This is a genomic window from Gracilimonas tropica DSM 19535 (assembly GCF_000375425.1).
GTDB classification, from domain to species: domain Bacteria; phylum Bacteroidota; class Rhodothermia; order Balneolales; family Balneolaceae; genus Gracilimonas; species Gracilimonas tropica.
In genome coordinates this window covers 211,796-235,459 of sequence record NZ_AQXG01000003.1, presented here as the reverse complement: position 1 = coordinate 235,459, position 23,664 = coordinate 211,796, and the positions used below count along the sequence as shown (strand labels likewise).

The window sequence follows — 23,664 nt, the reverse complement described above, 5'->3', positions numbered from 1 at the left end:
AGCTTTAAACCCCGACCTAACAACTCTTTGGATTTTAATTTGAACTATAAAAAAGCAAATGTAAATTAAAGTCAATAATTGAAGGATATTGAAGTTTATTATGAAGTATTTAGTTGGCGTTTTGTTTGCGGTCTTAGCAACAACTTCTCAGGCATCTGCACAGCGGGGACTTCCTCCCATGAGTTTAACAGATATAAAAAACGACATAGAGAAAATTCAGTCCCCACAGGAAAAACTCAGAACCTATGTTGAACTTAGTAATCGGTATCTCAGGAATGCACCAGATTCCCTGCTACTTGTTGCCAAAGAGGTCAGTCAACTTGAAGGGATTTCAGAAGAACAAAAAGAGGCATTTTCTTCATTTTTCAGTGCCAATGCTTTTCGGCTTTTAAACGCTGATTCTGCCATTTATTACGCCGATAAAGCTTCAATTAAACTACGTGATCTCGAGGAACACGATTCCTTCCTGATGATGGAAAATCTCCTGGCTATGCAGTACTCCAGAAGGGATCAGTATCTTGAAGCTGAGTCATTATTCCTGGATGCCATTTCATATCAACAAGAGTTTGCAGATGAGGTTGTTTATCCGATTCAGTATTTCTATGGAAATTTGGGAAATTTATATGTGAGGGTTGGCGCTCATGATTTGGCTATTCAAATGTTTCAAAAATTTCTGGAGTATGAAGATAGTCCTGCCGCCAGATGTAACATTCTTTCAAAACTATCCAATAGTTTTTTAAAGCTTAATAATTATGATAAAGCTATTGAGATCTTAAGTCCCTGTTTGGAATATGAAAATCTTCCGCCTCCCATTCAATCGCTGGTACGAAGTAATCTAAGTTCTGTTTATGACAGCAAAGGTGATTTGGAAACCGCTACCTTATTTTTGGAACAAGCTGCTCAAATAAGTCAAAATTACCGTATTCCCAATATCTCCAATTCTCATACCGTACGCTTGGGGGAACTTTATTTAGACCAGGGTTTTGTAGAAAAGGCAGATTCCTTGACGGTATTGGTTGATAATCCCGCTACTTCATTCTCAAGGCCTAATGAGGATCTTCATAAATATTATTTTCTTTCGAGGTTAGCTCTTGCCAAGCAGGAGTATGAAAAAGCTTTGGACTATGCAGACCGTAATATACAACTGGCAGGCCAACATGAGCTGGAAGAATTACTAAGAGATATTTACTCTATAAAAGCATCTGCTTTAGAATCGTTGGGGAGGTTTGATGAAGCTCTGGAAAATGAACGCCTTCAACGTGAATTGGATAATGATCTCAGACAGCAAAGAGAAGAATGGAGTAACAATATGCTGAGTGTCCGGTATCAGCTTCAGAATAAAGAGGCTCAGCTGATGGATGCTAACCTGAAGATTGAAAGTATCAGGGTGCGAAATTTTCTGATCATCATAGGATTTATTTTGGTTTCGGGATACCTCTTTTACCGTTACCGAATTCACTACCTTTTAAAAGAAGAAAAAACCCGAAACCGAATTGCACGGGATCTTCATGATGACCTCAGTGGTACACTGAGCAGCATTAGTTTTTTTAGTGAAGCAGCAAAAAGGGTTCAAAAAGACCCCAACGAATCTCAGCGTTTCTTAAGTATTATTGATGAAAGTGCGACCGAAGCCAAAGAGAAGATCAACGATATAATTTGGGCCATTGACCCTTCAAAAGATGACTGGCAAACATTTCTGAAAAAATGTAAACGTTTTGCCTCTGACATGCTGGACAGCCATGATATTGATTACACTCTTGACATAAGTAATGACCTGAACTTTCCATTGACCTTACAGATTCGCCAAAATTTATGGCTCATTTTCAAGGAATGTATCACAAACCTAAGCAAACACTCCAAAGCCACCGAAGCTTCTGTTATCTTCAAAGCAGAAAAAGAAGGACTGATCCTTGAGATATTTGATAATGGAGTCGGCTTCGATCCCGGCCAAATAAATAATGGTCATGGCGTAAAAAATATGCGCTATAGGGCAGAAGCGATCGGTGGTACATTTACATTAGAGACCCAAACTGGAGAAGGAACAAAGTGGCGTTTTGTATTCAGCAATAATTAGCTGCATGGCGGCTGATGGCTTCATCGAAATTGATCGGAATGGAGAACCTGTTTTGCAAAGGTAAAAACTACCTGCTTGGGTAGTTTTTTTGGATAAATAATTGATTATATATGGGCAAATAAAAGTTATTATGATCAATATAGTCATCATTGAAGACAACAAATACATGCGGGAAGGGTGGAAGACTATTCTCGATTTTGAAAAGGATTTTTGTGTTATTGCAGAATACGACAGCTGTGAGAAAGCGTTTGAAGAAGCAGAGATCGAGAAAGCCCATGTTGTTCTTTTAGATATTCAGCTACCCGGAATATTAGGTACCGAAGGGGTGAAAATAATAAGAGAGCGAAATCCTGATGTAGCCGTTATGATGGTTACTATACATGATGATGACGAAAGAATCTTCAAGGCTTTGAAGAATGGGGCTATTGGGTATCTTTCAAAAAAGATTTCACCTGAAGAATTAATCGATGCTGTACGGTCTGCTCATAACGGTGGGTCTCCCATGAGTCCAAATATTGCCCGGAAGGTCATTAATTCATTTCATGCCGGAAAAAATAATTCAGAGATTCAATTATCTGATACCGAATCCAATGTTTTGCAGCTTTTGGCGGAGGGTTGTTCATACAAAGGAATCTCAAAAAAAGTGTATTTATCGGTAGATGGGGTGCGATATCATATCCGTAACATATATAATAAACTTGAAGTGAGTAATAAAAGTGAAGCCGTCGCCAAAGCTCTTAGAGACCGTTTGATTTGATCTGATCTTTTAGATAAAACCACATAAGTATGTAGTGTGACTCATGAATAAATTACCGATAATGAAGTGTATCAGACGTTAATTACGGTTTGGGTTTTTTGGGGTGCAAAACTCAAGATCTTAATTACATTGATCTTAAAAACTGCTAAAAAGGCCTGTTTATGGACGAACAGGCTTTTTTTTATTCGCTTTTCTTTTTCACAGCTACCAATACAACACATTTATGTGGTGTACTCCTTGATATTTTTAAGTTTCTTAGGCTTTCCCTATAATAATAAATAACAAAATTAATGAGGTATTGAATCATGAAAGGATCAATGGTTGTCTTTATTTTTATGATGTTTTTCGGGCTTTTTTTTAATCAGGTGAATGCGCAATATCAAATACGTTCTTTTCCTGAGGGGCAGGAAATCGATCAACTTTCTGATTTTGTAGAAAACTTAAATGCTGAGATACGACACGGTAAGATACCCGACAGCTTGTTCAATAATACAGGGATCGATCTTTTAGTGCATATAGTCGGACCTTCTGATTCCACGTTCCCGGGACTTAAGAATCCATCTAATATCCCTAATCAGCCACAGTTCACCAATAAACTGGAAAACAACGCGGGTAAACAGATCAATTTTAAGAAACTACGACGAGGCAAAGATATACAGGTAAAATTGGTGGTTACAGTTCCGGGGGTACAAGATGCACAGGGTAACTGGACTACCAAACCGGTTAAATGGGATCTGGGAGAAAGGCATGCACCAACTTATACTGAGATCAATTTCTTGAATGAAAAAGATGGGTATCAGATCATATTCAGATATGAAAAAGGATTGCCTGTAAGAAATACTGAACCACATCCTCAAGAAAGAATCCACATAGAAGGTCATTTTTGTGATCCTACCAAGGAAGAATGTCTGTAAATAAAACATGAAGATAAGGTTCATACTACTGCTTAATATTTTTGGTCTTATATCCCTGCCTGTATTTGGGCAGGGATTTTCTTTGCATCAATATTTTTCTCCCCAACAATATGGGGGGCATGTTCAAAACTGGACAGCAGAAAAGGACACTCAAGGATATATTCATTTTGGCAATGGAGGAGGCCTGCTAACCTTTGATGGAAATAAATGGTACAATAATCATATTGGTGAAAGAGGAAGGGGCAGTTCAATTTTCACGGCAACCAATGGAACTACCTTTGTAAGTGGTTCCGGCAACTTTGGCTTTATAGCTTCAGATTCATTGTCATCTTTATCATATAAATCCTTGTCTGATGTATTCTACTCACCGGGAGAAAGGGTTCCCGAACAGTTCGACACTCATGAAAAAACCGGGAATCTTTACTTCAGATATTCAGAAGGATTAAATAAATATGACGGAAAAGAGCTCGTTCGTTTTGAGTCAGATAGTGGCAGCTTAAGTCATTCTGTAATGTTAGGGGATTCCTTACTAATTGGTTCTCAATTTGGAATGGTCTCATTCGACTTGAAAAGGGAAGATGGGTTTAAAAGAGTTAAAGGTTCAGAAATATTTTCAGGAGATCAGGTGTGGATCGCAAAAAACTATAAACCGGGACATATTCTTTTTGGAGGATGGAAAAATTTGTTTCAGAATTATGACGGTTCAGATTTTGTCCCTTTTGAAACCGAAGTAGATGATTATCTAAAACAACATCTCATTTATGATTTTGAGGTCATAAATGACAGTTTATATGCCATTGCTACTCTTTCCGGAGGAGTAGTTTTTATAGATAACAATGGTAAACTTCTGAAAATGTTTACCGAGAAAAATGGATTAGCTACCAATCAGGTATATGATTTGTATAAAGATGATGAAAATATTTTATGGATGGGACTTCAAAAAGGCATTCAAAAACTTTTAATGGAAGATGATCTTACGGTTTACAATGAGTCAGCCGGATTAAATGATGTAGTCACAAATTTTGCCTTGAATAACCAGCGGTTGTTGGTTAATACAGCATTTGGAATATTTAAAGGGGAGAAAATTCAACCCGAACAAACCATACATTTTGCAGAAATCGATGCCCCGGAACGATTTAGTGATGTTTTTACCCGAAACGGACAGTTTTATGCGCTTTCAAGTACAGGTTTATATGAAGTTCAGGACGATTGGAGTTTTAAAAAGGTGATCGATGAGCCGTACCTTGTAAAAGTAAATGTAAAGGAAGAATCCAAACAGATTACATTGGTGAACCGGGAAAAGCTGATTCAATTTGATGGCATTCAATTAAAAGAGAAAACGCTGCCGGAAATAAATTATCCTACTCAAGCCCTTTCTAAGGGAGATTCCCTTTTTGTTTTAAATTCTTCCCTTGGTCTGCAGTTAATTTTAAAAGATAGCGTGTATAACATTCCATTCAGTGGAAACGAAGAGGCTATTAATGTTTATAATGAAATCGATTTTATTAATAACGAGGTTTTTGTGGGAGCTGAAGGAGATGATGCGCCAGATTTGTTGTTTAGATTTAAGCCTCAAAATGGACTAATGAGCCCGAATCATTTTCTTTCCGGGTTTCCGGAGTTTAGTAATGATCAGGTGTTCACTTTTGAACAATGTTCAGATTCAGAAATATGGTTCATCGCTAATTTAAAACTTATCAGAGCTTTTAAAGAATCCGGAAGTTGGAATATCAACACTTCATCCTACCGCTTAATAAAAGGAGAGAACGCAGTGGAAAGTATTTTCTCTATAGCATGTGTACCATCAGGCGTTTGGTTTGGAGGTACAAATGGTCTTTTTCATCTAAAAGAATCTGAATTTTCTTACGATTCTGAATTCAGGACCAACATAACCGGTATTTACATAAACAGAGATTCACTCATTTATGGAGGTTATGGTGAACCAAGAGAACCTATTATTCTGCCCTTTAAACATAATGAGCTGAGGTTCAGTTACGCAGCTGCAAGTTATATTGCCCCGGAGTTAAATCAATACCAGGTGATGCTGGAGGGGTTCGACTCAGGATGGAGTTCCTGGACTTCTGAAACACAAAAAGATTATACTAATATTACTGAGGGCACCTATACTTTTCTTGTAAGAAGTAAAAATGCATATGATGTTGCAGGTTCTTCGGATGCAGTAACTTTTCAAATTCTTCCCCCGTGGTATAGAACCTGGTGGGCTTACTTGCTGTATACGATCTTCATTTCAGGAATGCTGTATCTCATTTATAGGGTAAGAGTTAATCAGCTGTTGCGTGTGCAGCGAATCAGAAATAACATTGCAAGTGATCTGCATGATGAGGTGAGTGCTACACTTTCAAGTATAAGCTATTTTGCCAAAGCAATAGAAAGTGAGAAGATCACAGGAGATAAGAATCGGTTTGTTCGGTTGATCGCCAATAGTGCAGGAGATGCGAAAGAGAAGATAACGGATATAGTTTGGGCTATTAACCCGGAGCATGATGACTGGAAAGAATTTCTTTCAAAATGCAGGCGTTTTACCTCCGACTTATTGGAAAGTAAAAACATAGATTACAGTCTGAAGATCACTGATTTTATCCCCGGAAAATTAGATATGCAACTTCGGCAACATTTGTGGCTGATATTCAAAGAGATGATAACCAATGCTGCAAGGCATTCTGAAGCAAAAAACGTAGATGTGATCATCAAATATGAAGATGGTATTTTCCGATTAGTTGTGCAAGATGATGGCACTGGGATGGATATAGATCATGTAAAGAAGGGAAATGGCCTGGTCAATATCAATAAACGAGCAGACCTGATTAATGGAGAAATCAGCCTCAAGACCTCTGCCGGCTTTGGAACTCGCTGGATACTGAAGGTTAACCTGTAAATACCGCATAGTTATGCAGTTAGTTTAATTGATTAAGAGTCTATATTAAAATCAAAACATTAATTTATTTTATTTGCTGTGATAAAAGTTGGCATAATAGAAGACAACGAGTATATGAGAGAGGGGTGGGAGACATTCATCGATTTTGAAGATGATCTCACAGTAATAGGAAGCTTTGGTTCTTGTGAGGAAGCATTTGAGTCTGAAGTGATCAACAAAATCAATGTAGCGATTATGGACATTGGTTTACCCGGAATGTCCGGAATAGAAGGAGTTAATTATATGAGAGAACATCATCCTGATGTGAATATTATAATGGCTACGGTTCATGATGACGACGATCACATTTTTGATGCCCTTAAAGCAGGAGCAGTTGGATATCTGATGAAAAAAGTAACCCCAGATGAGATGGTCAGTGCTATTCGTGATGCCCATAATGGAGGTTCCCCCATTACCCCAAACATAGCCCGTAAGGTTATAGCAACCTTTCAAAAAGCGGCCGATCTCGAGGAAGAATTATCTGAGCGGGAAATTCAAATTTTGAAAGAATTGGCTACAGGACGATCATATGCTGCTATAGGTAAAAAGATCTTTCTTTCTGTAGATGGTGTTCGCCATCACATTCGAAATATTTACCAAAAACTGGAAGTCCATTCCCGTTCGGAAGCTATTGCCAAGGGAATCAGTAAAAGAATTATAAACCCGGATCGAGATTAATTTTCTGCAAAATAAAGACTTTGTACTGATTGTATGTAAGACCACATGTCCATGCGGTTATCTTCTCAAACCTGATTTTTATCTTACAAGAACGTTAGTCCTTCCGACTACACTAACCTAATAGACACAGACCCTGTCTTTTTGACAAAGACAGGGTTTTTTTATTTCAAATGCAGTAAAAATATCCCGATATTCCTCGCGAATTTAAGTTGTTTCAATCAAGCAGTATTTATGAAAGATTTTATTCGTATTGCATCCGGTCAAGGGTTTTGGGGAGATCTGCCAAATGCCCCCGTCAAGCAGGCTAAAAAAGGTCCTATTGATTATTTGGTAATGGACTACCTCGCTGAAGTGACAATGTCCATCATGCAAAAACAAAAAATGCGAAATCCCGAATGGGGCTATGCACGTGATTTTGTGAATGTAGTGGAACAGGTACTTCCTGAGATCAAGAATGATGGCATCAAGGTGATCAGCAATGCAGGAGGAGTTAATCCAAATGCCTGTAAAGATGAGATTCTGAAAATAGCCAAAGAAAAAGGATATCACGGACTCAAAGTTGCAGTTGTTGACGGGGATAACATTTTAGACCGTATCGATGAATTGGTTTCGGCCGGACACGAACTAAAAAACATGGACGACGGCCGTCCGATCGCAGAGGTTAAAGAAGATCTTTTAAGTGCGAATGTTTATTTCGGATGTCAACCCATTGTAGAGGCTCTGAATAAAGGGGCGGATGTCATCATTACCGGGCGTGTTACAGATACCGGCTTGACTCTTGCTCCCATGATTCACGAGTTTGGATGGGATGCCGAAGATTTTGATAAAATGGCGGTTGGTACCATAGCCGGCCATATCATTGAATGTGGTGCCCAGGTTTCCGGTGGGAATTTTACGGATTGGGAAAAAGTAGAAGATTTTGTGGATATAGGTTTTCCGATCATTGAAGCATATCCAAATGGCGATTTTTATGTAACCAAACATGAAGGAACCGGCGGTTTGGTAAGTGAAATGACCGTCAAGGAGCAGCTGTTGTACGAGATCGGAAATCCTGCCGAATATATTACGCCTGATGTGATCGCCGATTTTACTTCTATTCATGTTGAGGAAACAGGCCCCAATCGGGTAAAAGTATCCGGGATAAAAGGACATCCGGATACGCCAACATATAAAGTGTCGGCAAGTTATAATGATGGATTTAAGCTTTCCTCAACCTTGGTTTACAGTTGGCCAGATGCACTGAAAAAAGCGGTAAAAGGAGCTGAAATTCTTGAAAAAAGAGCAGAGGCGCTTGGATTGAATTTTGAAGAATTCCACAAAGAATATGTTGGCTATAACGGAAATGATGAGAAACCGGTAACAGAAGAAGCATTAAATACCGATTACGATGAAATCCAGATGAGGATATCCGTTTCCGGCCAAAATAAAAACGATTTGAATCGCTTTGGGATGGAAATTGCACCTCTTATTTTAACAGGTCCCAGCGGAGTCACAGGTTTTGCGGGAGGGCGCCCAAAAGCAAGTGAAGTTGTGGCTTATTGGCCTGCCTTATTAGATAAAAAGGCAGTCAAACCACGCGTATCATTATTCGAGATAGACTAAAATTCATCAAATACAGAACTTTTAAATTATAGATACATGAAAATTGCGGTAATCGGAGCAGGAATTTCAGGATTAGCAGCCGGGCGGGAATTAGCTAATGCCGGACATGAAGTTGTAGTTTATGAAAAAAGCGGTGGATATGGAGGCCGGCTTGCAACACGGTATGCCGGTAAAGATCTTTCACAAAAATTAGACCACGGGGTACCATTCTTTACGGCTAAATCATCCGAGTTTAAAAAGTTTGTTACAGAGTTGGCCGCAAAAAATATCCTGACTACCTGGGAAGGCCATTTTGCTAAACGCAATGAAGATGGAGACATCAGTGATCTTGATCACGATACTCCTTTTTACATTGCCGCTAACGGCATGAATTCCATTGGAAAATACCTTGGACGAAATCTCGATATTCGGTTGAATGAAAAGGTGGGAGGACTCACTCACATTGGAGAGAATCGTCGCAAAAAGAAAAGCTGGATGCTGAATTTTCCAACTGCACTCACTGAAAGTGCCGATGCTGTTATTATCGCAGCTCCGGCACGCCAAGCTTACGCTTTGCTAAATACCACCATTGATGAGATCGAGACGTTGAAACTGATCAGAGAGATTGATGAAGTGGAATATGATTCTCAATATACAGTGATGGCTGGTTATGAGGAAGCAAATTTGCCTTCCTGGAATGCTTTGGAATGTGATGATGAGGTAATTCAATGGATTTCAAACGAATCCACAAAAAGAACAGACGGTGCTAAAAACCTGGTTATTCAAACCTCATCAGAATTCGCAAAAGAACACATTTACACGGATCGTGAAGAAGTGAAAGAGATAATACTTGACCGGCTTAGTACAATTCTTGGAGGTTGGGCAGCGCTGCCTGAGTGGAGTCAAATTCATTTCTGGAGATATAGTCAGGCTAAAAATCCACTTCCCCATGATTTTATGGAAATAAAAGGAAACGAGACGCCATTGGCATTGGTTGGATCTTATATGAATGGCAATACCGTGGAATCAGCTTATTTATCCGGATTGAGGTTAGGCAAGCATTGGGTTGAACAATTTGCCGATTGAAAAAATAATAAAAATCGTCATATACCAAACTAAAGGACAGGTTTGGGAGCATTAAAAGAGCTAAATAAATACTTAAGGAAATATAAGGGCACTATGATATTAGGTGCCTTATTTCTGACTGCATCGAACTTTTTCCTTGTTTGGATTCCCGTTTTGATCCGGCAGACAATGGATGAAGTGGAAGCTTTGGGTGGTTCGAACTTCGATATTCCTGATTCTTTTCTTCAAACGCTATTTGCATCTGAAGCCTCTAAAATACTGGCTACCAATTCTTTGTTTTTGATTGGCACCGTGATGCTTTATGGTGTTTTGTTGTTTGCTACACGGCAAACATTGATCGTAACATCAAGGAAGGTAGAATTTGATATCCGTAACGATATTGTTGATAAATTGATGTCTCTTCCTCAGCGGTATTATGCCGAACATTCATCAGGAGAAACCTATGTAAGAGCCACCGAAGATGTAGGCAAGGTGCGGGATTACTACGGCCCGGTGATCATGTACAGTATCAACACCGTTACAAGAGCGGGTTTTGTTTTAACCATGATGTTTCTTGTAAACCCAACTTTGACATTATGGGCGCTTATACCCCTGCCTTTGATCTCTGTTTTCGCATATTGGATCACCGGATTCATTCATAAACATTCCACCATTATACAGGAACAATATTCTACGCTTGCGGGAAGGGCAAAAGAGACTTTTTCTGCCATCCGGCTCATTAAAGCCTACAACCGGATAGATCATGAACAGATGTTATTTGAAAAGGAAAGTGAGTCTTACCGAAAGAAAAAATTGCGGTTAGATATGATCGAATCTATGTTTCATCCGGCCTTGAACTTTTTGATCGGTATCTCCCTGTTGATCGTAATTTGGAAAGGAGGGGAGATGGTTATTGCCGGGACACTAACGGTAGGTAATATTGCTGAATTTTTAATTTATGTAGCCTATTTGATCTGGCCGGTAGCGGCATTAGGTTACACCACGAACAGGTTTCAACGTTCTCTGGCATCATGGCATCGTATTAAAGAATTAATGGATGAACCTGTTGAGATCAAAGACAGTGAGGAGAAGATCGATCGGGAGGTAGAAGGACTTATTGAGTTTAAAAATGTTGGATTTAAATACCCGGGATCTGTTGAACCGGTGCTCCAAAATATCAATTTAACCATTCAACCCGGAGAGAATATTGCCATTGTAGGGAGAACCGGATCCGGAAAATCTACCATTGTTCAGTTAATTCCACGATTGTTTGACCCCACCGAAGGTGAAATATTGCTCGATGGAGAAAACCTAAGAAAATGGTCATTGAAGCAAGTAAGGCAAGCTATGGGTTTCGTTCCTCAGGAAACCTTTTTATTTTCAGACACGATTGGCGAAAATATTGCATTTGGAGTTGAAAATGCTTCGGAAGAGTTGATCGAAACTGCTGCAGAAAAAGCACAGGTAAAAGAGAATATTTTGGATTTTGAGAAAAAATTTCAGACCATGCTTGGAGAAAGGGGTATAACCTTATCCGGTGGGCAGAAGCAAAGGACAGCCATCGCAAGAGCATTGATCAAGGACCCCAGGATTTTAATATTTGATGACTCTCTGAGTGCGGTAGATACAAAAACAGAAGACGCAATACTAAAACATCTGAGACAAGAATTAAGCGGCAGAACAACTATCATGATTAGTCATCGAATATCGACTATTAAGGACGCTGATAAAATTTACTACTTAGAAGAAGGACAGATTGTAGAATCAGGAACGCATGAGGACCTGTTGGCTGAAAACGGCAGATACACCGCCATGTATAACAAACAGCTATTAGAACAAGAATTAGCAGAAATATAAAAAATAACCCAGGGCTGATTGTTTGAACGCATAGCCCATAAAAAATCACATAACGGGAGATATAACAATGATAGTAGTACCATTAGGAGTAGCATCTGCAACCCCAACCGCAGTTCGTCACCTACCCTCAGTAGCACTATGGAGAGAAGGAAGTGTATTCCTTTTTGATTGCGGTGAAAATGCACAAATGCGCATGCTGCAAGCCGGAATAAAACGCTCAAAAATAGAAGCCGTATTTATTTCGCATTTCGATATAGATCACTTTGGTGGGCTATTGGGACTGTTGGCTACCTTGCAATTACAACGCCGCGATAAACCGATAACATTGGTAGGGCCTAAGGGATTAAAAGATTTTGTAGAATTCAATCTGAAATTTGCTGAGATCGATGTGAATTATGAAATCAACTTTCACGAGATCGATCACGACCTATCTGATGCAGAAACTGTTTTTGACGAAGAGGAATACTATGTAGAAGCCCGCCCTCTGAACCATACCAAATTTTGTGTAGGTTATCGTTTTCAAGAGAAAGATCGTCCCGGTAAAGTAGATGCAGATAAAGCTGAGAAGCTGGGCATTAATAAAGATGAGCAGTACAAGGCTCTGAAAGCCGGCGAAGATGTGACATTAGATGATGGCACCGTTGTGAAATCGTATGAGATCGTAGGTCACCCGCGACCTGGCGACAGCTTTGCTTATGTAACGGATACGGAATACACGCCCCAGGCTGTTAAGCTTGCGATGAATACCAACATTCTTTACCACGAAGCTACTTTTGGTAAAGACCTTGAAGATAAAGCCAAAGAAACCGGACATTCTTCTACCGCTGATGCCGCTCGTGTAGCTACCGAAGCACAAACCAAATTGTTGGTAATTGGTCACTTTTCAGCCCGATACACTAACGAGCATGATCTTTTGAAGGAAGCCAGGGAAGGATTTTATCCTGCCTGGATCGCTAATGAATTGCGACCCATCTTTACAGATCCAACTCACGAACGAGGCATCATAACACCAAAGGTTGAGTTGAATGAGCTCAATAAGAAATCAAGTGGTGGAAGTAAGGGAAGAAGTAGTCATAAAGGCGGTTCCAAGAAAAACTTCCGCAGCCGAAAAGGCGGTAAAGGAAACCGTAGAAGCAGTTCTAACAGCTCTTCTGGAAGAAGCAATTACAAGAAGCGTAAAACCTACGGAAGCAGTACGTACAGCGCTAATATCAAAGATAAGAAAGATGATTCTGATTCAAACTCACATCGTAAGATCACCCCAAGATCTTCGTATGATGATTTTGACAGATTCTAAAATCATAAGAAGTGAGTAATAAATCTAACGCTAAAGCCGTCGACAGAACTTTGATTCGGCGGCTTTATTTTTTTCTGAGACCTTACAGATGGTACGTTATTCTGGCTGTAGTTTTAACGCTATCAGCAGCTTATTTGGGTACTATACGTCCAAAGCTCACTCAAATTGCAGTTGATGAATATATAGCAACCGATGACTTTGAAGGTCTTTGGTGGATCATCACATTATTAGGTGGAGCATTATTAGGCGAATTTATTTTGCTGGTATTTAATACGTACATCACTCGTTGGTTTGGGCAAAATTCGTTGTATTCACTCCGTAATACGGTATTCGAAAAGATCCAAAACCTGAATGTTCAGTTTTTTGATAAGAACCCAATTGGAAGGTTGATCACCCGAACTACCAGTGATATTGAGGCCCTCAGCGAGTTGCTCTCGGATGGGGTGGTTACTATCATCGGAGATATGTTCAGGATCATCTTTATCCTGTACTTCATGTTTTCCATGAACTGGGAACTCACCCTGGTAACGCTTACGGTATTACCTATCCTTTTTTACGCAACTTTCTGGTTTAAGGCAAAAGTCAGGGTTACTTTTTTGGAAGTTCGGGACAAGATCGCCCAGCTTAATTCTTTCGTTCAGGAGCACATCAATGGGATGGATGTGGTGCAGCTTTTCAACCGCGAAGAAAAACAGAAAGAAAAGTTTGAGAAGATCAACGCCGGTCATAGGGATGCTTACATCGAAACCATTTTTTACTTTGCCATATTCTGGCCTATCGTAGAAGTTACCGCAAGTTTGGCCATGGCGCTGATCGTTTGGTATGGTGGGGCCAGAGCTCTTATGGATGGCGTAACCTTTGGCGTATTGGTAGCTTTTATACAGTATGCACGGCAATTCTTCCGGCCCATTCAGGGACTTTCGGAGAAGTTCAATACATTGCAATCGGCTTTGGCTTCATCCGAACGAATATTTAATGTGTTGGATACAGAGACTAAAGTTGTGGAAACTGAAAATCCCAAAAAGATCACCGATCCAAAAGGGAAGATCGAGTTTCAAAATGTTTGGTTTAAGTACAACGAAGAAGAAGATTACGTATTGAAGGATGTTTCTTTTACTGCGGAACCAGGTGAGGATATTGCAATAGTAGGAGCTACCGGAGCCGGAAAGACAACGATCATCAATTTATTATTGCGATATTATGATATCGAAAAAGGCAGCATCAAGATTGATGGAGTTGACATACGCGACCTCACTTTAAAAGATCTTCGCTCTCATTTTGGGCTCGTTCTACAGGATAATGCTCTATTTTCCGGGTCCATATTAGAGAACATCACCCTTGGTAATCAGAATATAACTCGTGAGCAGGTGGTAGAGGCGGCTCACAAAGTAGAAGCGCATCGTTTTATCGAAAAGTTGCCTGAAAAGTATGATTACGTTCTTCAGGAGCGGGGAGCTTCTTTATCCATGGGACAAAGACAGCTAATTTGTTTTGTCAGGGCATTGGTTTATGATCCTGAGATCCTGATACTCGATGAGGCTACATCAAGTGTGGATTCTGAAACAGAAGCCCTGGTAACGGAGGCCAGCAGGCTGATGATGGAAGGAAGGACCTCAATAGTGGTTGCTCATCGTCTGTCAACCATCCAACACGCGGATACAATTTTGGTAATGCATAAGGGAAAGGTACGGGAGTCCGGAAGTCATCAAGAGCTCATTCTTAAAGATGAAGGGATTTATAAAAAACTCTATGAGCTACAGTATAAAGATCAGCTGATTCCCGGAGAATAAATGCCATTATTTATTTGAGCAAGCTTTTTCAATTCGATTCAGCAGGGCAGCGTAGTAAGCCGGAGCTTTCTTACTAAATGCATCTATATTCTCAATGAAAATAGAGTTGTACCCCTCCAGGTCTGCCTGACGAAAGCGGTCATAAAGTTCTTTAGAAAATCTGATCAGATCTCCTTTATAATTGATGACATTTTTCTCTTTTCCAATCGTATCTGTTTGTACTAAATAAAGATTCTCTCTCATTATTGAATCTATTTCACCATAATAAACGGCAGCCTGGGGTTTATAATGGGAATATTTCTGTCCGGGACTTTTCGGTACTTCCGAATCTGCTTTTGAGGCGATCGCTACTTTTTCTCCTAAAACAGGTTCAAGATCAGAAAGGCCGATTTTTCCAGGTCGAAGGATCACTATTTGTTCTCCGCTTGAATCAACAACCGTGGATTCCAAGCCGACTTCTGTTGCTCCTCCATCTATCACCGGGAACTTCGCTCCAAAATCTGCTCTCACATGTTCAGCTTTAGTTGGGCTGGGTCGTCCGGATCTGTTTGCACTTGGAGCTACTAATGGACCGGTCTGAGCAATAAATGACTTCGCAATGGGATGATCCGGCATTCTAATAGCAACGGTATCAAGTCCGGCGGTGATCAGATCTAATACTTTTGGTTTTTTTTGAAGCACAATGGTGAGTGGTCCCGGCCAAAAAGCATCCATCAATTTTTTAGCCCGCTCCGGTATCTTCTCAACGAAGTCAAAAACCTGATCCTGATTTGAAATATGAACGATGAGGGGATTGTCGGCCGGGCGGCCTTTTGTTTCAAACACTTTTTGGATGGCAGATGGATTCCAGGCATCCGCACCGAGTCCATATACGGTTTCTGTTGGGAATGCGACTATTTCACCGGCTTTTATTAGTTGTATGTATTGATCTAAATTCATGCGTCAGATATCAGGCCGGAACCTCTTCTTGCACCAGCGTTCGAAGATATTCAACAGCAGCTTCAAGATGAGGAATATCCTGCACTACAAAGCGTACAGTGTCTTTTTTTTGTATAACTTGAAATTTGCCTTTTTTGGACACTTCCAATTTTTCTAATACTTCATGAAACCGACCCGAATCAAAAAAGGATTTTCCCATTTCAGAATCTTGTTTTGGACAAACCAGCCACATACGATCGGCCCGGACGGTTACCTTGGTAAAGAAATTTTTGGAAGCAAACAGCTTGGCTTTGCTTGCAAGGATTAAGAATTCGGCTTCTTTAGGAACAGGCCCAAACCGATCTTTGATCTCTTCTTTCCATTCTTTGATATGTTCTTCGTTTTTAGCCTCAGAAAGCTTTCGGTAAAGATTTAACCGCTCTACATTATCTGAGACATAATCCTGTGGAAGAAGTGCAGTCTCATCGAATTCAATGATAGTTTCGGGTAATTCAGGATCGATCTCAACATCGTCAAACATATCGCTGAATTCTGATTGCTTCAGTTCTTTTACTGCATCATTGAGAATCTTGGTGTAAAGATCGAAACCAATGTCATTGATAAAACCGCTTTGCTCAGCTCCGAGAATATCACCGGCTCCGCGAATGTCAAGATCCCGCATGGCAATATTAAATCCGGAACCAAGGTCTGAAAATTCTTCAAGTGCCAACAACCTCTTTCGCGCTTCAGTGCTCAGCGTTCTAATAGGACTTGTGATGAGGTAACAGAATGCCTTTCGGTCAGATCTTCCTACACGTCCACGAAGCTGGTGTAATTCAGCCAAACCAAAATTATTTGCCTGATTTATAATGATGGTATTCGCATTTGATATATCAATTCCGTTCTCAACAATATTTGTGGAAACCAGTACATCAAACTTGTGATGATAGAAATCACCAATAATTTTTTCGAGCTGACTCCCACTCATCTGTCCGTGTCCCACCCGCACCCGGATATCCGGCACGAGTCTGCGGACCATCTCTGCAATCTCCTGAATGTTCTTGACGCGGTTATGGATGAAGAATACTTGTCCACCCCGTGAGATCTCCTGAAGAATCGCATCTCGGATCAGTTCTTCATCAAAGCTGTGAATTTCGGTGTATACAGGCTGCCGGTTGGGAGGAGGGGTGTTGATCACACTTAAATCGCGAGCGCCCATCAACGAAAACTGAAGCGTTCTGGGGATCGGCGTAGCGGTGAGTGTTAACACATCTACCGAGGCTCTGAAATTCTTCAGTTTTTCTTTTGCAGCCACTCCAAATCGTTGCTCTTCATCTACAATGATCAATCCCAGGTCTTTGAATTCTACATCCTTTGACAGTAACCGGTGCGTTCCGATCACGATGTCAAGTTCACCGGCTTTTAGCTTTTGGATAGACTCTTTTTGCTGTTTGGAAGAACGAAACCGGGACAGAGCCTCCACCTTAACCGGAAATTGTTTCATTCTTTTGATGAAGGTTTTGGCGTGCTGTTCAGCCAATATTGTTGTGGGAACCAACACCGCTACTTGTTTATGATCAAGTACAGCTTTGAAAGCAGCCCGGACAGCTACTTCCGTTTTTCCAAAGCCAACATCACCGCACACCAAACGATCCATAGGATGCTCACTTTCCATATCCTCTTTTACAGAAACTATGGCATCATGCTGATCGGGCGTTTCTTCAAACTGGAAATTCGCTTCCATCTCAATTTGCCATTCATTATCTGGAGAAAAATTGTGTGCTGTTTCAGCTTTACGCTTGGCATACAACTGGATAAGCTCTCTGGCAATATCTTTGACCTTCTTCTTCGTCTGAGCCTTTTTCCGGGCCCAGGCGCCTGATCCAAGCTTGGTAATACGGGGTGCTGTTCCTTCTTTACCGGAGTATTTCTGGAGTTTATGAAGGCTGGTAACATTCACATACAGCGTGGAGTCGTCTTTGTACTGTAAAACCACCACTTCCTGCTCAGAGCCTTTCACATTGATCTTTTTGAAGCCCATGAACTTCCCGATCCCATAATCAACATGAACTACAAAATCACCGCGATTCAGATCTTTCAATTCCTTGAATGAGATACCCCCATGAAATCGTCGTCGCTTGGTCTTTGGCCGGTGATAACGATTGAAGATTTGATGATCAGTATAAACAGCAATCCCGGCAGGTTCATAAACAAAACCTTCATGTAACGTCTGCACAACCAACCTGTATTTGAAATCCTGACTGGCTTCTCCTAATAATTCATCAAAACGTTCCCGCTGACCTTCATTGTCACAAAGGATTACGGTTGAAATTCCCGCTTTGGAATTTTTGCTGATGTCATCCCTTAGCAGCTTGAAATTGCCGTGAAAATCAGGCTGAGGCTTTGTCTGCAGGGTAAGTGTTTTGGAATCAGATTCAAGAGCACCTACATCACCCACAAAAAGTTGGTGAGTAAAAGTTTTTATTTCTTCTTCAAAAGCGGGCTCAGATAGATACTGATCTTCAGGCAAAGGAAAATCTTCTTTTTTTTCAAGATCATCGTAGGCATCTTCAGCTTTTGAGTAATATTCTGCGATCTTTGATAGAATTACGTCTCTACCGGAAGTAACAAGCAGCGTTTCTTCGTTGAAATAAGAGAGGAAAGAAGATTTCTCTTTTTCAGGGAGGTTTGTAAGATCCGGAATGATCCGAGCTTCATTCAGAAAAGCTATAGAACGTTGAGAATCAGCGTCAAACTCCCGAATAGTATCTACTTCATCACCAAAAAATTCCAGCCGAAGAGGATATTCGCCGGAATAGGGAAATACATCAAGAATACCTCCGCGAATCGCAAATTCACCGGGTTCGTCAACAAACTTGACAGGATTATATCCTTGGCCAACAAGTTCAGCTTTTAATTGTTCTAACTCGAATTCTTCCCCTTTTTTTATCAGCAAGCTTACCTCATCCAAAGCAGAGGGAGGAGCAATCTTTTCGTTGATAGCCTCAACCGAAGTAATGACGATCTTATCCGTATGATCCGAAATAGCTTGCAATGCCTCTGACCGCTGTACTAATAAGCTGGTATCCTTAAGTTGTTGCTGGTCATAAGGTTTTCGATTTGAAGAAGGAAAGAATATGATGGGTTTATCATCAGTGATAACCTCAAGATCAGCTTTTAAGAATCGAGCACCTTCGTCTGTTTCTGACAGCACCAAAAGGGTGGACTTTTTCAATGAAAGCTCGGCAAGCAGAAAGCTGTTTAAAGCCCCGATACTTTTCTTGAGGGTTAAGGAATTCTCTTGGGAAAGTCGATCATAAACATGATCGAAAACACCATTCTTTTGAAGCTGTTCCCGTATAAAAGTCAGACTCATAAATTAATTTTGAAAAGCTAAATTTATCTTTTAAAGATAAGCCCATTTCAGTTCTATTGGCAATAAAGAGAAATTATTGAAGTATTATGATCAATAGTCTTCAACACCGCTTAACACGGTTTTTTTGAGTATAAATCCCGATAAAAATAAGATTAACGAAATGGAAAGAAAGCGGACATAAAGATCTTTATAATCGGTATAGATCAATTCTTCTACATCTGTTTTTTCAAGGGCATCGATCTCGGCATAGATATTCTGAAGTTCTTCAGCATCAGTTGCCCGGAAGTATCGACCGCCGGTTAATTCTGCTACGCTGGTAAGCATCTCTTCATCAATGTTCACCTGCACATTTTGATACCTTCTTCCAAAAATGGGATCCTGGATAGGATAGGGAGCGGTTCCTCTTGTACCGGCACCAATGGTATATATTTTAATGCCATAGGTTGCAGCGAGGTCTGCCGCAGTTACAGGGTCAACTTCACCGGCATTATTTTGCCCATCCGTCAGCAATATGATCACTTTACTTTCTGTATCGCTGTCTTTGAGGCGGTTAATAGCCGTCGCTATACCCATTCCTATAGCGGTACCGTCTTCAATAATGCCCATTTCAAGCTCATCGATCAGATTTTTGAGCAAACGATAATCCAGGGTTGGAGGTACCACCGTGAAGCTTTTCATAGCAAAGGTAACCAATCCAATACGATCTGATTGTCTTTTATCAACAAAGTCTTTGGCTACCTGTCGTGCAGCATCAAATCGGTTGGGTTTAAGATCTTCAGCCCGCATGGATGTGGAAAGGTCGAGCACCAACACAATATCTATACCTTCGGCATTACGTTCAACGGTTGTGAGACGCTCCTGAGGACGTGCAAGGGCAACGATCAACAAAGCAATTCCCCCCCAAAAACAAGCGGCCTGCAGCCAATGTAACTGCGCTTTCCAGTTTCCGGGAATGTCGCTTAACAAATTCAAGGATGAAAAAGTAAAGGACGTCTCCCGGTCAGAAAAATACCGGTACAGGTATACCCCGATCATCAAAGGAAGGATCAATAACGCCCAAAACCATTGTGGATTAGCAAATTCCATTACGATTCCTCCTGTTTTCTGCCTTCATCCTCTTCATGTAACTGCTCAATCCGGGCGTTATACTGAGCACGTAAACGGGAAATACGTGCAGAATCGGCCAACTTAGCTCTATTTGCAAAAGCAAATGCTTCATCTAAGGTATTCCTGGCGTCATCTAAAGTAGGTGTGAATTTCGCAAATTTTACCAGGTCGGCTTTTCTCAGAACTGTTCTGGTTTTCTCGATCAGATTTTCATCAACGCCGTATGCATCCAGATAGCGGAGTAATTCCGTTGAAGTGGATTCAAGGGCTGGGATGTTATACAATTCTTCGAAATATGCCCGAATTGCATCACCAACTTCACTATAAAATCCTTTGAAATCTTTTGTTACTGCGATATTGGAATGCTCTTTAACCTCTGCAAGCCGTTTTTCCAATGCCTCTAAAGGATTGTAAAAAGGCTCAATAGTAACTGCAGTTTTTTCCGGTTCGCTTTCCGGCTGTGATCTGAATTTAAACCACCAAATAAGAAATGCAGCGAGCGCAATGGCTGCCAATATCCACGGCCACCAGGGCTTAGGAAATTTAAAATTAGGTCGCATGGGCTTTAAAGTGGTATCACCTTCGGCAACCACGTTTTTAAAAAATAAGGTAACAGGTTGTGTTTTTAAGATGACAGAGTCGGATTCTGAGATCAAAGTGACCTCTAAGGGTGGGATTTGAACATCATCATTATCAAAATATTGGAACTGATAACTTATACTGTCTGCAAACTCAGAAACTCTGAATCTTTGCCTGTTCACTAGTTCCAAAGAAGTGGGAAATAGAGCTGTATCAGGAAATTGGATGGCTTGATATTCCTGATCAAGTTTCAATGAAATAGAATAATTGAAGATATCACCTACTGAAACTGAATCCGTATCGGTGTGGGTATTCAGGTTCTGAGCAGAGGCCGCAGAAAAACATAAACTTGAAACCAATAAAGTCAGTAGCCGTAGTTGCAATGACTTCAGAAAGGTGATGTTCATTAAATTTATTTTGCTGAATAATTACCGTTTGTGATGAGGACTGAAAATAAAACAAAGTGATGTAAATGTTTTACAAAACTCTCACAAATTAAGATTTATGAAAAAAACCTATTAATTCTTATCATTTCACGACTAAAAAATCTACAGCCTTTACATGTCTAAGAAAAACTTACTACGGGGAATTGGGATATCTTTATGTTTGATTCTGATTTCTGTTGCCATTGCATTTCAAGTAAACAAAGAAAAACCAATACCTAATCTTACTATCTCTTCCGAAAATATGGTTGAGATAACTGAAGATGTAGAACTGGATAGCTACGGCTTCAACAGAATGAACATGGAAGTGGAAGAGGGTAAAGTAAAGAGAAATGAAAGTTTATACCTGATTTTAAGAGACTTGGATGTGTCGCCTCAAACTATTTATGAGATCAACCAAAAGTCTAAGGGTATTTTTCAAAGTAACCGGGTGAAGCCGGGACAAAAATATCTTGCTTACAAAAATGAAGAAGGTGCTCACCGATTGATTTTGCATGCAAATTCTTTAGAATATGTTGTTTTTGATTGGGAAGATGACATTTCGGTTTCAACCGGCAGAAAAGAAATTACCACAAAGATAGCTCAAACCGCCGGTGTGATCGAGTCTTCACTTTATGAGACATTGATGGAGAAAGATGTTTCTACCTTATTGGGGCTGCGACTTAGCGAAATCTTTGCATGGCAGATCGATTTTTTCCGGTTATATCCCGGCGATCATTTTAAAGTGATCTATGAAGAACAATTTGTCGACGGTGAATTTTTTGGTATCGGTGATATTGTAGCCGCTGAGTTCACCAGTAAAGATCAGAGCTATGACGCTTTTTATTATGATGGAGATGAGACTGCCGGTTTCTACGACAGTGAAGGTAATGGCGTCCAAAAGGCTTTGCTAAAAGCTCCGTTCAAATTCTCTCAGCGTATCAGTTCCGGATTTTCTCACAATCGTTTTCATCCGGTCTTAAAACGACGAATTCCTCATTACGGTGTAGATTATGCCGCACCACAAGGAACCCCTGTTCTCTCTGTGGGTGATGGAGAAATTATAGAGGCACAATATCGTGGTGCTAATGGAAATATTGTTAAAGTTCGCCATAACAGCACGTATACCACAGCTTATCTACACCTGAATGGCTTTGCGAGAGGAATACGAAGTGGAATGCGTGTGAAACAAGGCCAAGTTATAGGGTATGTAGGAAAAACAGGCCGTGTAACCGGTGTTCATCTTGATTACAGGATCTATAAAAATGGTCAGCCCGTGAATCCGCTAACGGTAGACCTGCCTCCTTCAAAAGCACTTCAGGGAGAAGATCTGGATACATTTCGCAAAAAAGTAAAAGTGCTGCAGGAGCGACTAAGCCTATTAAATGAAGAAGAAAATCCTTCAGCTGTAGCCTCACTTTAGGTCAGTATCGGTTCACTCTTCGTTTAAAAAAATTCATCAACGGCTTCACATAAGATTCATTGGTTTGAACTTCGACCGCATCGATTTTCATTTTCAATAATTTATCGTGAAGATGTGCTTTTTGTTCCAAACGGCGAATCTTATACGCTTTACGCACTTTTTGGCTTGAAGTATCGATTAGTTTCTTTTGTCCGGTTTCAGCATCTCTGATCTTGACAAGGCCAAGGTCTGGCAGTTCGTCTTCCAGCGGATCATTGATCAAAATACTTACCAAATCATGCTTTTGATTTGTAATACGCAGTTGTTTATCAAATTCTTTGTCCTGAAAGTCGGAGGTAAGTACAACAATAGCTCTTCGATCTAACAGCCGATTGATATAGGAAAGAGCATCCCCAATATCCGTGCCCGTTCCTGTTGGTTTGGTAGTGTATAACTCTCTGATTAAACGTAATACATGTGTGCGGCCTTTTTTAGGCGGGACCACCTTTTCAATGTGATCACTAAATAAAACCAATCCCACCTTGTCACTGTTTTTAATAGCACTGAAAGCCAGCACTGCACACAATTCAATGGCAAGATCCATCTTACTTTGATTCTTGCTGCCAAAGGTTCCGCTTTGAGAGATGTCGATACAAAGCATAAGGGTTTGTTCGCGCTCTTCTTCAAACACCTTAATGAATGGGTCACCGGTTCGTGCGGTTACGTTCCAATCAATCTGCCGGATATCATCTCCGTAGGTATAAGCACGTACCTCCGAAAATTCCATTCCGCGGCCTTTAAAAGCGGACTGATACTCCCCGCCAAACAGGGTGTTTACAATACCCTTTGTTTGTATCTCAAGCTTTTTAATCTTTTTAAGAATTTCCTTTGGGATCATAACGTCTCATTTTT

The 23,664-nt window shown here is 40.4% G+C and carries 16 protein-coding genes; 11 read left to right on the top strand and 5 right to left on the bottom strand.

Annotated elements, in window-relative coordinates; translation table 11 throughout:
* Nucleotides 1–100: 100 nt before the first annotated feature.
* The 10 genes from B151_RS0107500 (at nucleotide 101) to B151_RS0107455 (ending at nucleotide 14,948) form a co-directional block, all read left to right on the top strand.
* Entirely contained in the window at nucleotides 101–2,074 is a 1,974-nt protein-coding gene (locus tag B151_RS0107500) for a tetratricopeptide repeat-containing sensor histidine kinase (protein ID WP_020403001.1), read from the top strand.
* Between the two features lie 130 nt (nucleotides 2,075–2,204).
* Nucleotides 2,205–2,831 carry a response regulator transcription factor gene (locus B151_RS0107495; protein WP_020403000.1) on the top strand — a complete coding sequence of 209 codons (627 nt, stop codon included), beginning with the start codon at nucleotides 2,205–2,207 and terminating at the stop codon, nucleotides 2,829–2,831.
* A gap of 305 nt (nucleotides 2,832–3,136) precedes the next feature.
* Nucleotides 3,137–3,745, top strand: coding sequence for a hypothetical protein (locus B151_RS0107490; RefSeq protein WP_020402998.1), 609 nt, complete (start codon nucleotides 3,137–3,139; stop codon nucleotides 3,743–3,745).
* 7 nt (nucleotides 3,746–3,752) lie between these two features.
* Nucleotides 3,753–6,641, top strand: a complete 2,889-nt coding sequence (locus B151_RS0107485) for a sensor histidine kinase (RefSeq protein ID WP_020402997.1) — start codon at nucleotides 3,753–3,755, stop codon at nucleotides 6,639–6,641.
* 78 nt (nucleotides 6,642–6,719) lie between these two features.
* Complete coding sequence (locus B151_RS0107480; RefSeq protein WP_026166551.1) at nucleotides 6,720–7,358, top strand: response regulator transcription factor; 639 nt, start codon at nucleotides 6,720–6,722, stop codon at nucleotides 7,356–7,358.
* Nucleotides 7,359–7,589: 231 nt separating this feature from the next.
* On the top strand, nucleotides 7,590–8,960 hold the full coding sequence (locus B151_RS0107475) for an acyclic terpene utilization AtuA family protein (protein ID WP_020402995.1): 1,371 nt from the start codon (nucleotides 7,590–7,592) through the stop codon (nucleotides 8,958–8,960).
* Nucleotides 8,961–8,996: 36 nt separating this feature from the next.
* The gene (locus tag B151_RS0107470; RefSeq protein ID WP_020402994.1) at nucleotides 8,997–10,025 is read left to right on the top strand and encodes an NAD(P)/FAD-dependent oxidoreductase; all 1,029 of its coding nucleotides are present in this window, start codon (nucleotides 8,997–8,999) and stop codon (nucleotides 10,023–10,025) included.
* A 93-nt stretch (nucleotides 10,026–10,118) separates the two neighbouring features.
* Nucleotides 10,119–11,861 (top strand): ABC transporter ATP-binding protein, encoded by a 1,743-nt coding sequence (locus B151_RS0107465; protein ID WP_020402993.1) that lies wholly within the window; start codon nucleotides 10,119–10,121, stop codon nucleotides 11,859–11,861.
* A gap of 67 nt (nucleotides 11,862–11,928) precedes the next feature.
* Nucleotides 11,929–13,158, top strand: coding sequence for a ribonuclease Z (rnz, locus tag B151_RS0107460; RefSeq protein ID WP_020402992.1), 1,230 nt, complete (start codon nucleotides 11,929–11,931; stop codon nucleotides 13,156–13,158).
* 11 nt (nucleotides 13,159–13,169) lie between these two features.
* Complete coding sequence (locus tag B151_RS0107455) at nucleotides 13,170–14,948, top strand: ABC transporter ATP-binding protein (protein ID WP_026166549.1); 1,779 nt, start codon at nucleotides 13,170–13,172, stop codon at nucleotides 14,946–14,948.
* 6 nt (nucleotides 14,949–14,954) lie between these two features.
* On the opposite strand, the gene B151_RS0107450 is transcribed toward B151_RS0107455, so the two are convergent.
* The 4 genes from B151_RS0107450 to B151_RS18200 form a co-directional block, all read right to left on the bottom strand.
* Nucleotides 14,955–15,887 carry an L-threonylcarbamoyladenylate synthase gene (locus B151_RS0107450; protein WP_020402990.1) on the bottom strand — a complete coding sequence of 311 codons (933 nt, stop codon included), beginning with the start codon at nucleotides 15,885–15,887 and terminating at the stop codon, nucleotides 14,955–14,957.
* Nucleotides 15,888–15,897: 10 nt separating this feature from the next.
* Complete coding sequence (mfd, locus tag B151_RS0107445; protein ID WP_020402989.1) at nucleotides 15,898–19,242, bottom strand: transcription-repair coupling factor; 3,345 nt, start codon at nucleotides 19,240–19,242, stop codon at nucleotides 15,898–15,900.
* A gap of 90 nt (nucleotides 19,243–19,332) precedes the next feature.
* Nucleotides 19,333–20,328, bottom strand: a complete 996-nt coding sequence (locus B151_RS0107440; RefSeq protein WP_020402988.1) for a vWA domain-containing protein — start codon at nucleotides 20,326–20,328, stop codon at nucleotides 19,333–19,335.
* Entirely contained in the window at nucleotides 20,328–21,335 is a 1,008-nt protein-coding gene (locus tag B151_RS18200; protein ID WP_020402987.1) for a hypothetical protein, read from the bottom strand. Before B151_RS18200 ends, B151_RS0107440 begins: the two co-directional genes overlap by 1 nt.
* Before the next feature lie 154 nt (nucleotides 21,336–21,489).
* Between B151_RS18200 and B151_RS0107430 the strand changes: the two genes are divergently transcribed.
* A complete protein-coding gene (locus tag B151_RS0107430) occupies nucleotides 21,490–22,773 on the top strand; it encodes a peptidoglycan DD-metalloendopeptidase family protein (RefSeq protein WP_020402986.1) in 1,284 nt (427 codons plus the stop codon).
* 1 nt (nucleotide 22,774) lies between these two features.
* On the opposite strand, the gene B151_RS0107425 is transcribed toward B151_RS0107430, so the two are convergent.
* Nucleotides 22,775–23,650, bottom strand: coding sequence for a DUF58 domain-containing protein (locus B151_RS0107425; protein WP_020402985.1), 876 nt, complete (start codon nucleotides 23,648–23,650; stop codon nucleotides 22,775–22,777).
* Nucleotides 23,651–23,664 lie beyond the last annotated feature (14 nt).

Bases quoted from the DNA above. Each gene is read 5' to 3' on its own strand.
- B151_RS0107500 (WP_020403001.1), top strand. From the start codon at position 101: ATGAAGTATTTAGTTGGCGTTTTGTTTGCGGTCTTAGCAACAACTTCT.
- B151_RS0107495 (WP_020403000.1), top strand. From the start codon at position 2,205: ATGATCAATATAGTCATCATTGAAGACAACAAATACATGCGGGAAGGG.
- B151_RS0107490 (WP_020402998.1), top strand. From the start codon at position 3,137: ATGAAAGGATCAATGGTTGTCTTTATTTTTATGATGTTTTTCGGGCTT.
- B151_RS0107485 (WP_020402997.1), top strand. From the start codon at position 3,753: ATGAAGATAAGGTTCATACTACTGCTTAATATTTTTGGTCTTATATCC.
- B151_RS0107475 (WP_020402995.1), top strand. From the start codon at position 7,590: ATGAAAGATTTTATTCGTATTGCATCCGGTCAAGGGTTTTGGGGAGAT.
- B151_RS0107470 (WP_020402994.1), top strand. From the start codon at position 8,997: ATGAAAATTGCGGTAATCGGAGCAGGAATTTCAGGATTAGCAGCCGGG.
- B151_RS0107465 (WP_020402993.1), top strand. From the start codon at position 10,119: ATGATATTAGGTGCCTTATTTCTGACTGCATCGAACTTTTTCCTTGTT.
- rnz (WP_020402992.1), top strand. From the start codon at position 11,929: ATGATAGTAGTACCATTAGGAGTAGCATCTGCAACCCCAACCGCAGTT.
- B151_RS0107450 (WP_020402990.1), bottom strand. From the start codon at position 15,887: ATGAATTTAGATCAATACATACAACTAATAAAAGCCGGTGAAATAGTC.
- mfd (WP_020402989.1), bottom strand. From the start codon at position 19,242: ATGAGTCTGACTTTTATACGGGAACAGCTTCAAAAGAATGGTGTTTTC.
- B151_RS0107440 (WP_020402988.1), bottom strand. From the start codon at position 20,328: ATGGAATTTGCTAATCCACAATGGTTTTGGGCGTTATTGATCCTTCCT.
- B151_RS18200 (WP_020402987.1), bottom strand. From the start codon at position 21,335: ATGAACATCACCTTTCTGAAGTCATTGCAACTACGGCTACTGACTTTA.
- B151_RS0107430 (WP_020402986.1), top strand. From the start codon at position 21,490: ATGTCTAAGAAAAACTTACTACGGGGAATTGGGATATCTTTATGTTTG.
- B151_RS0107425 (WP_020402985.1), bottom strand. From the start codon at position 23,650: ATGATCCCAAAGGAAATTCTTAAAAAGATTAAAAAGCTTGAGATACAA.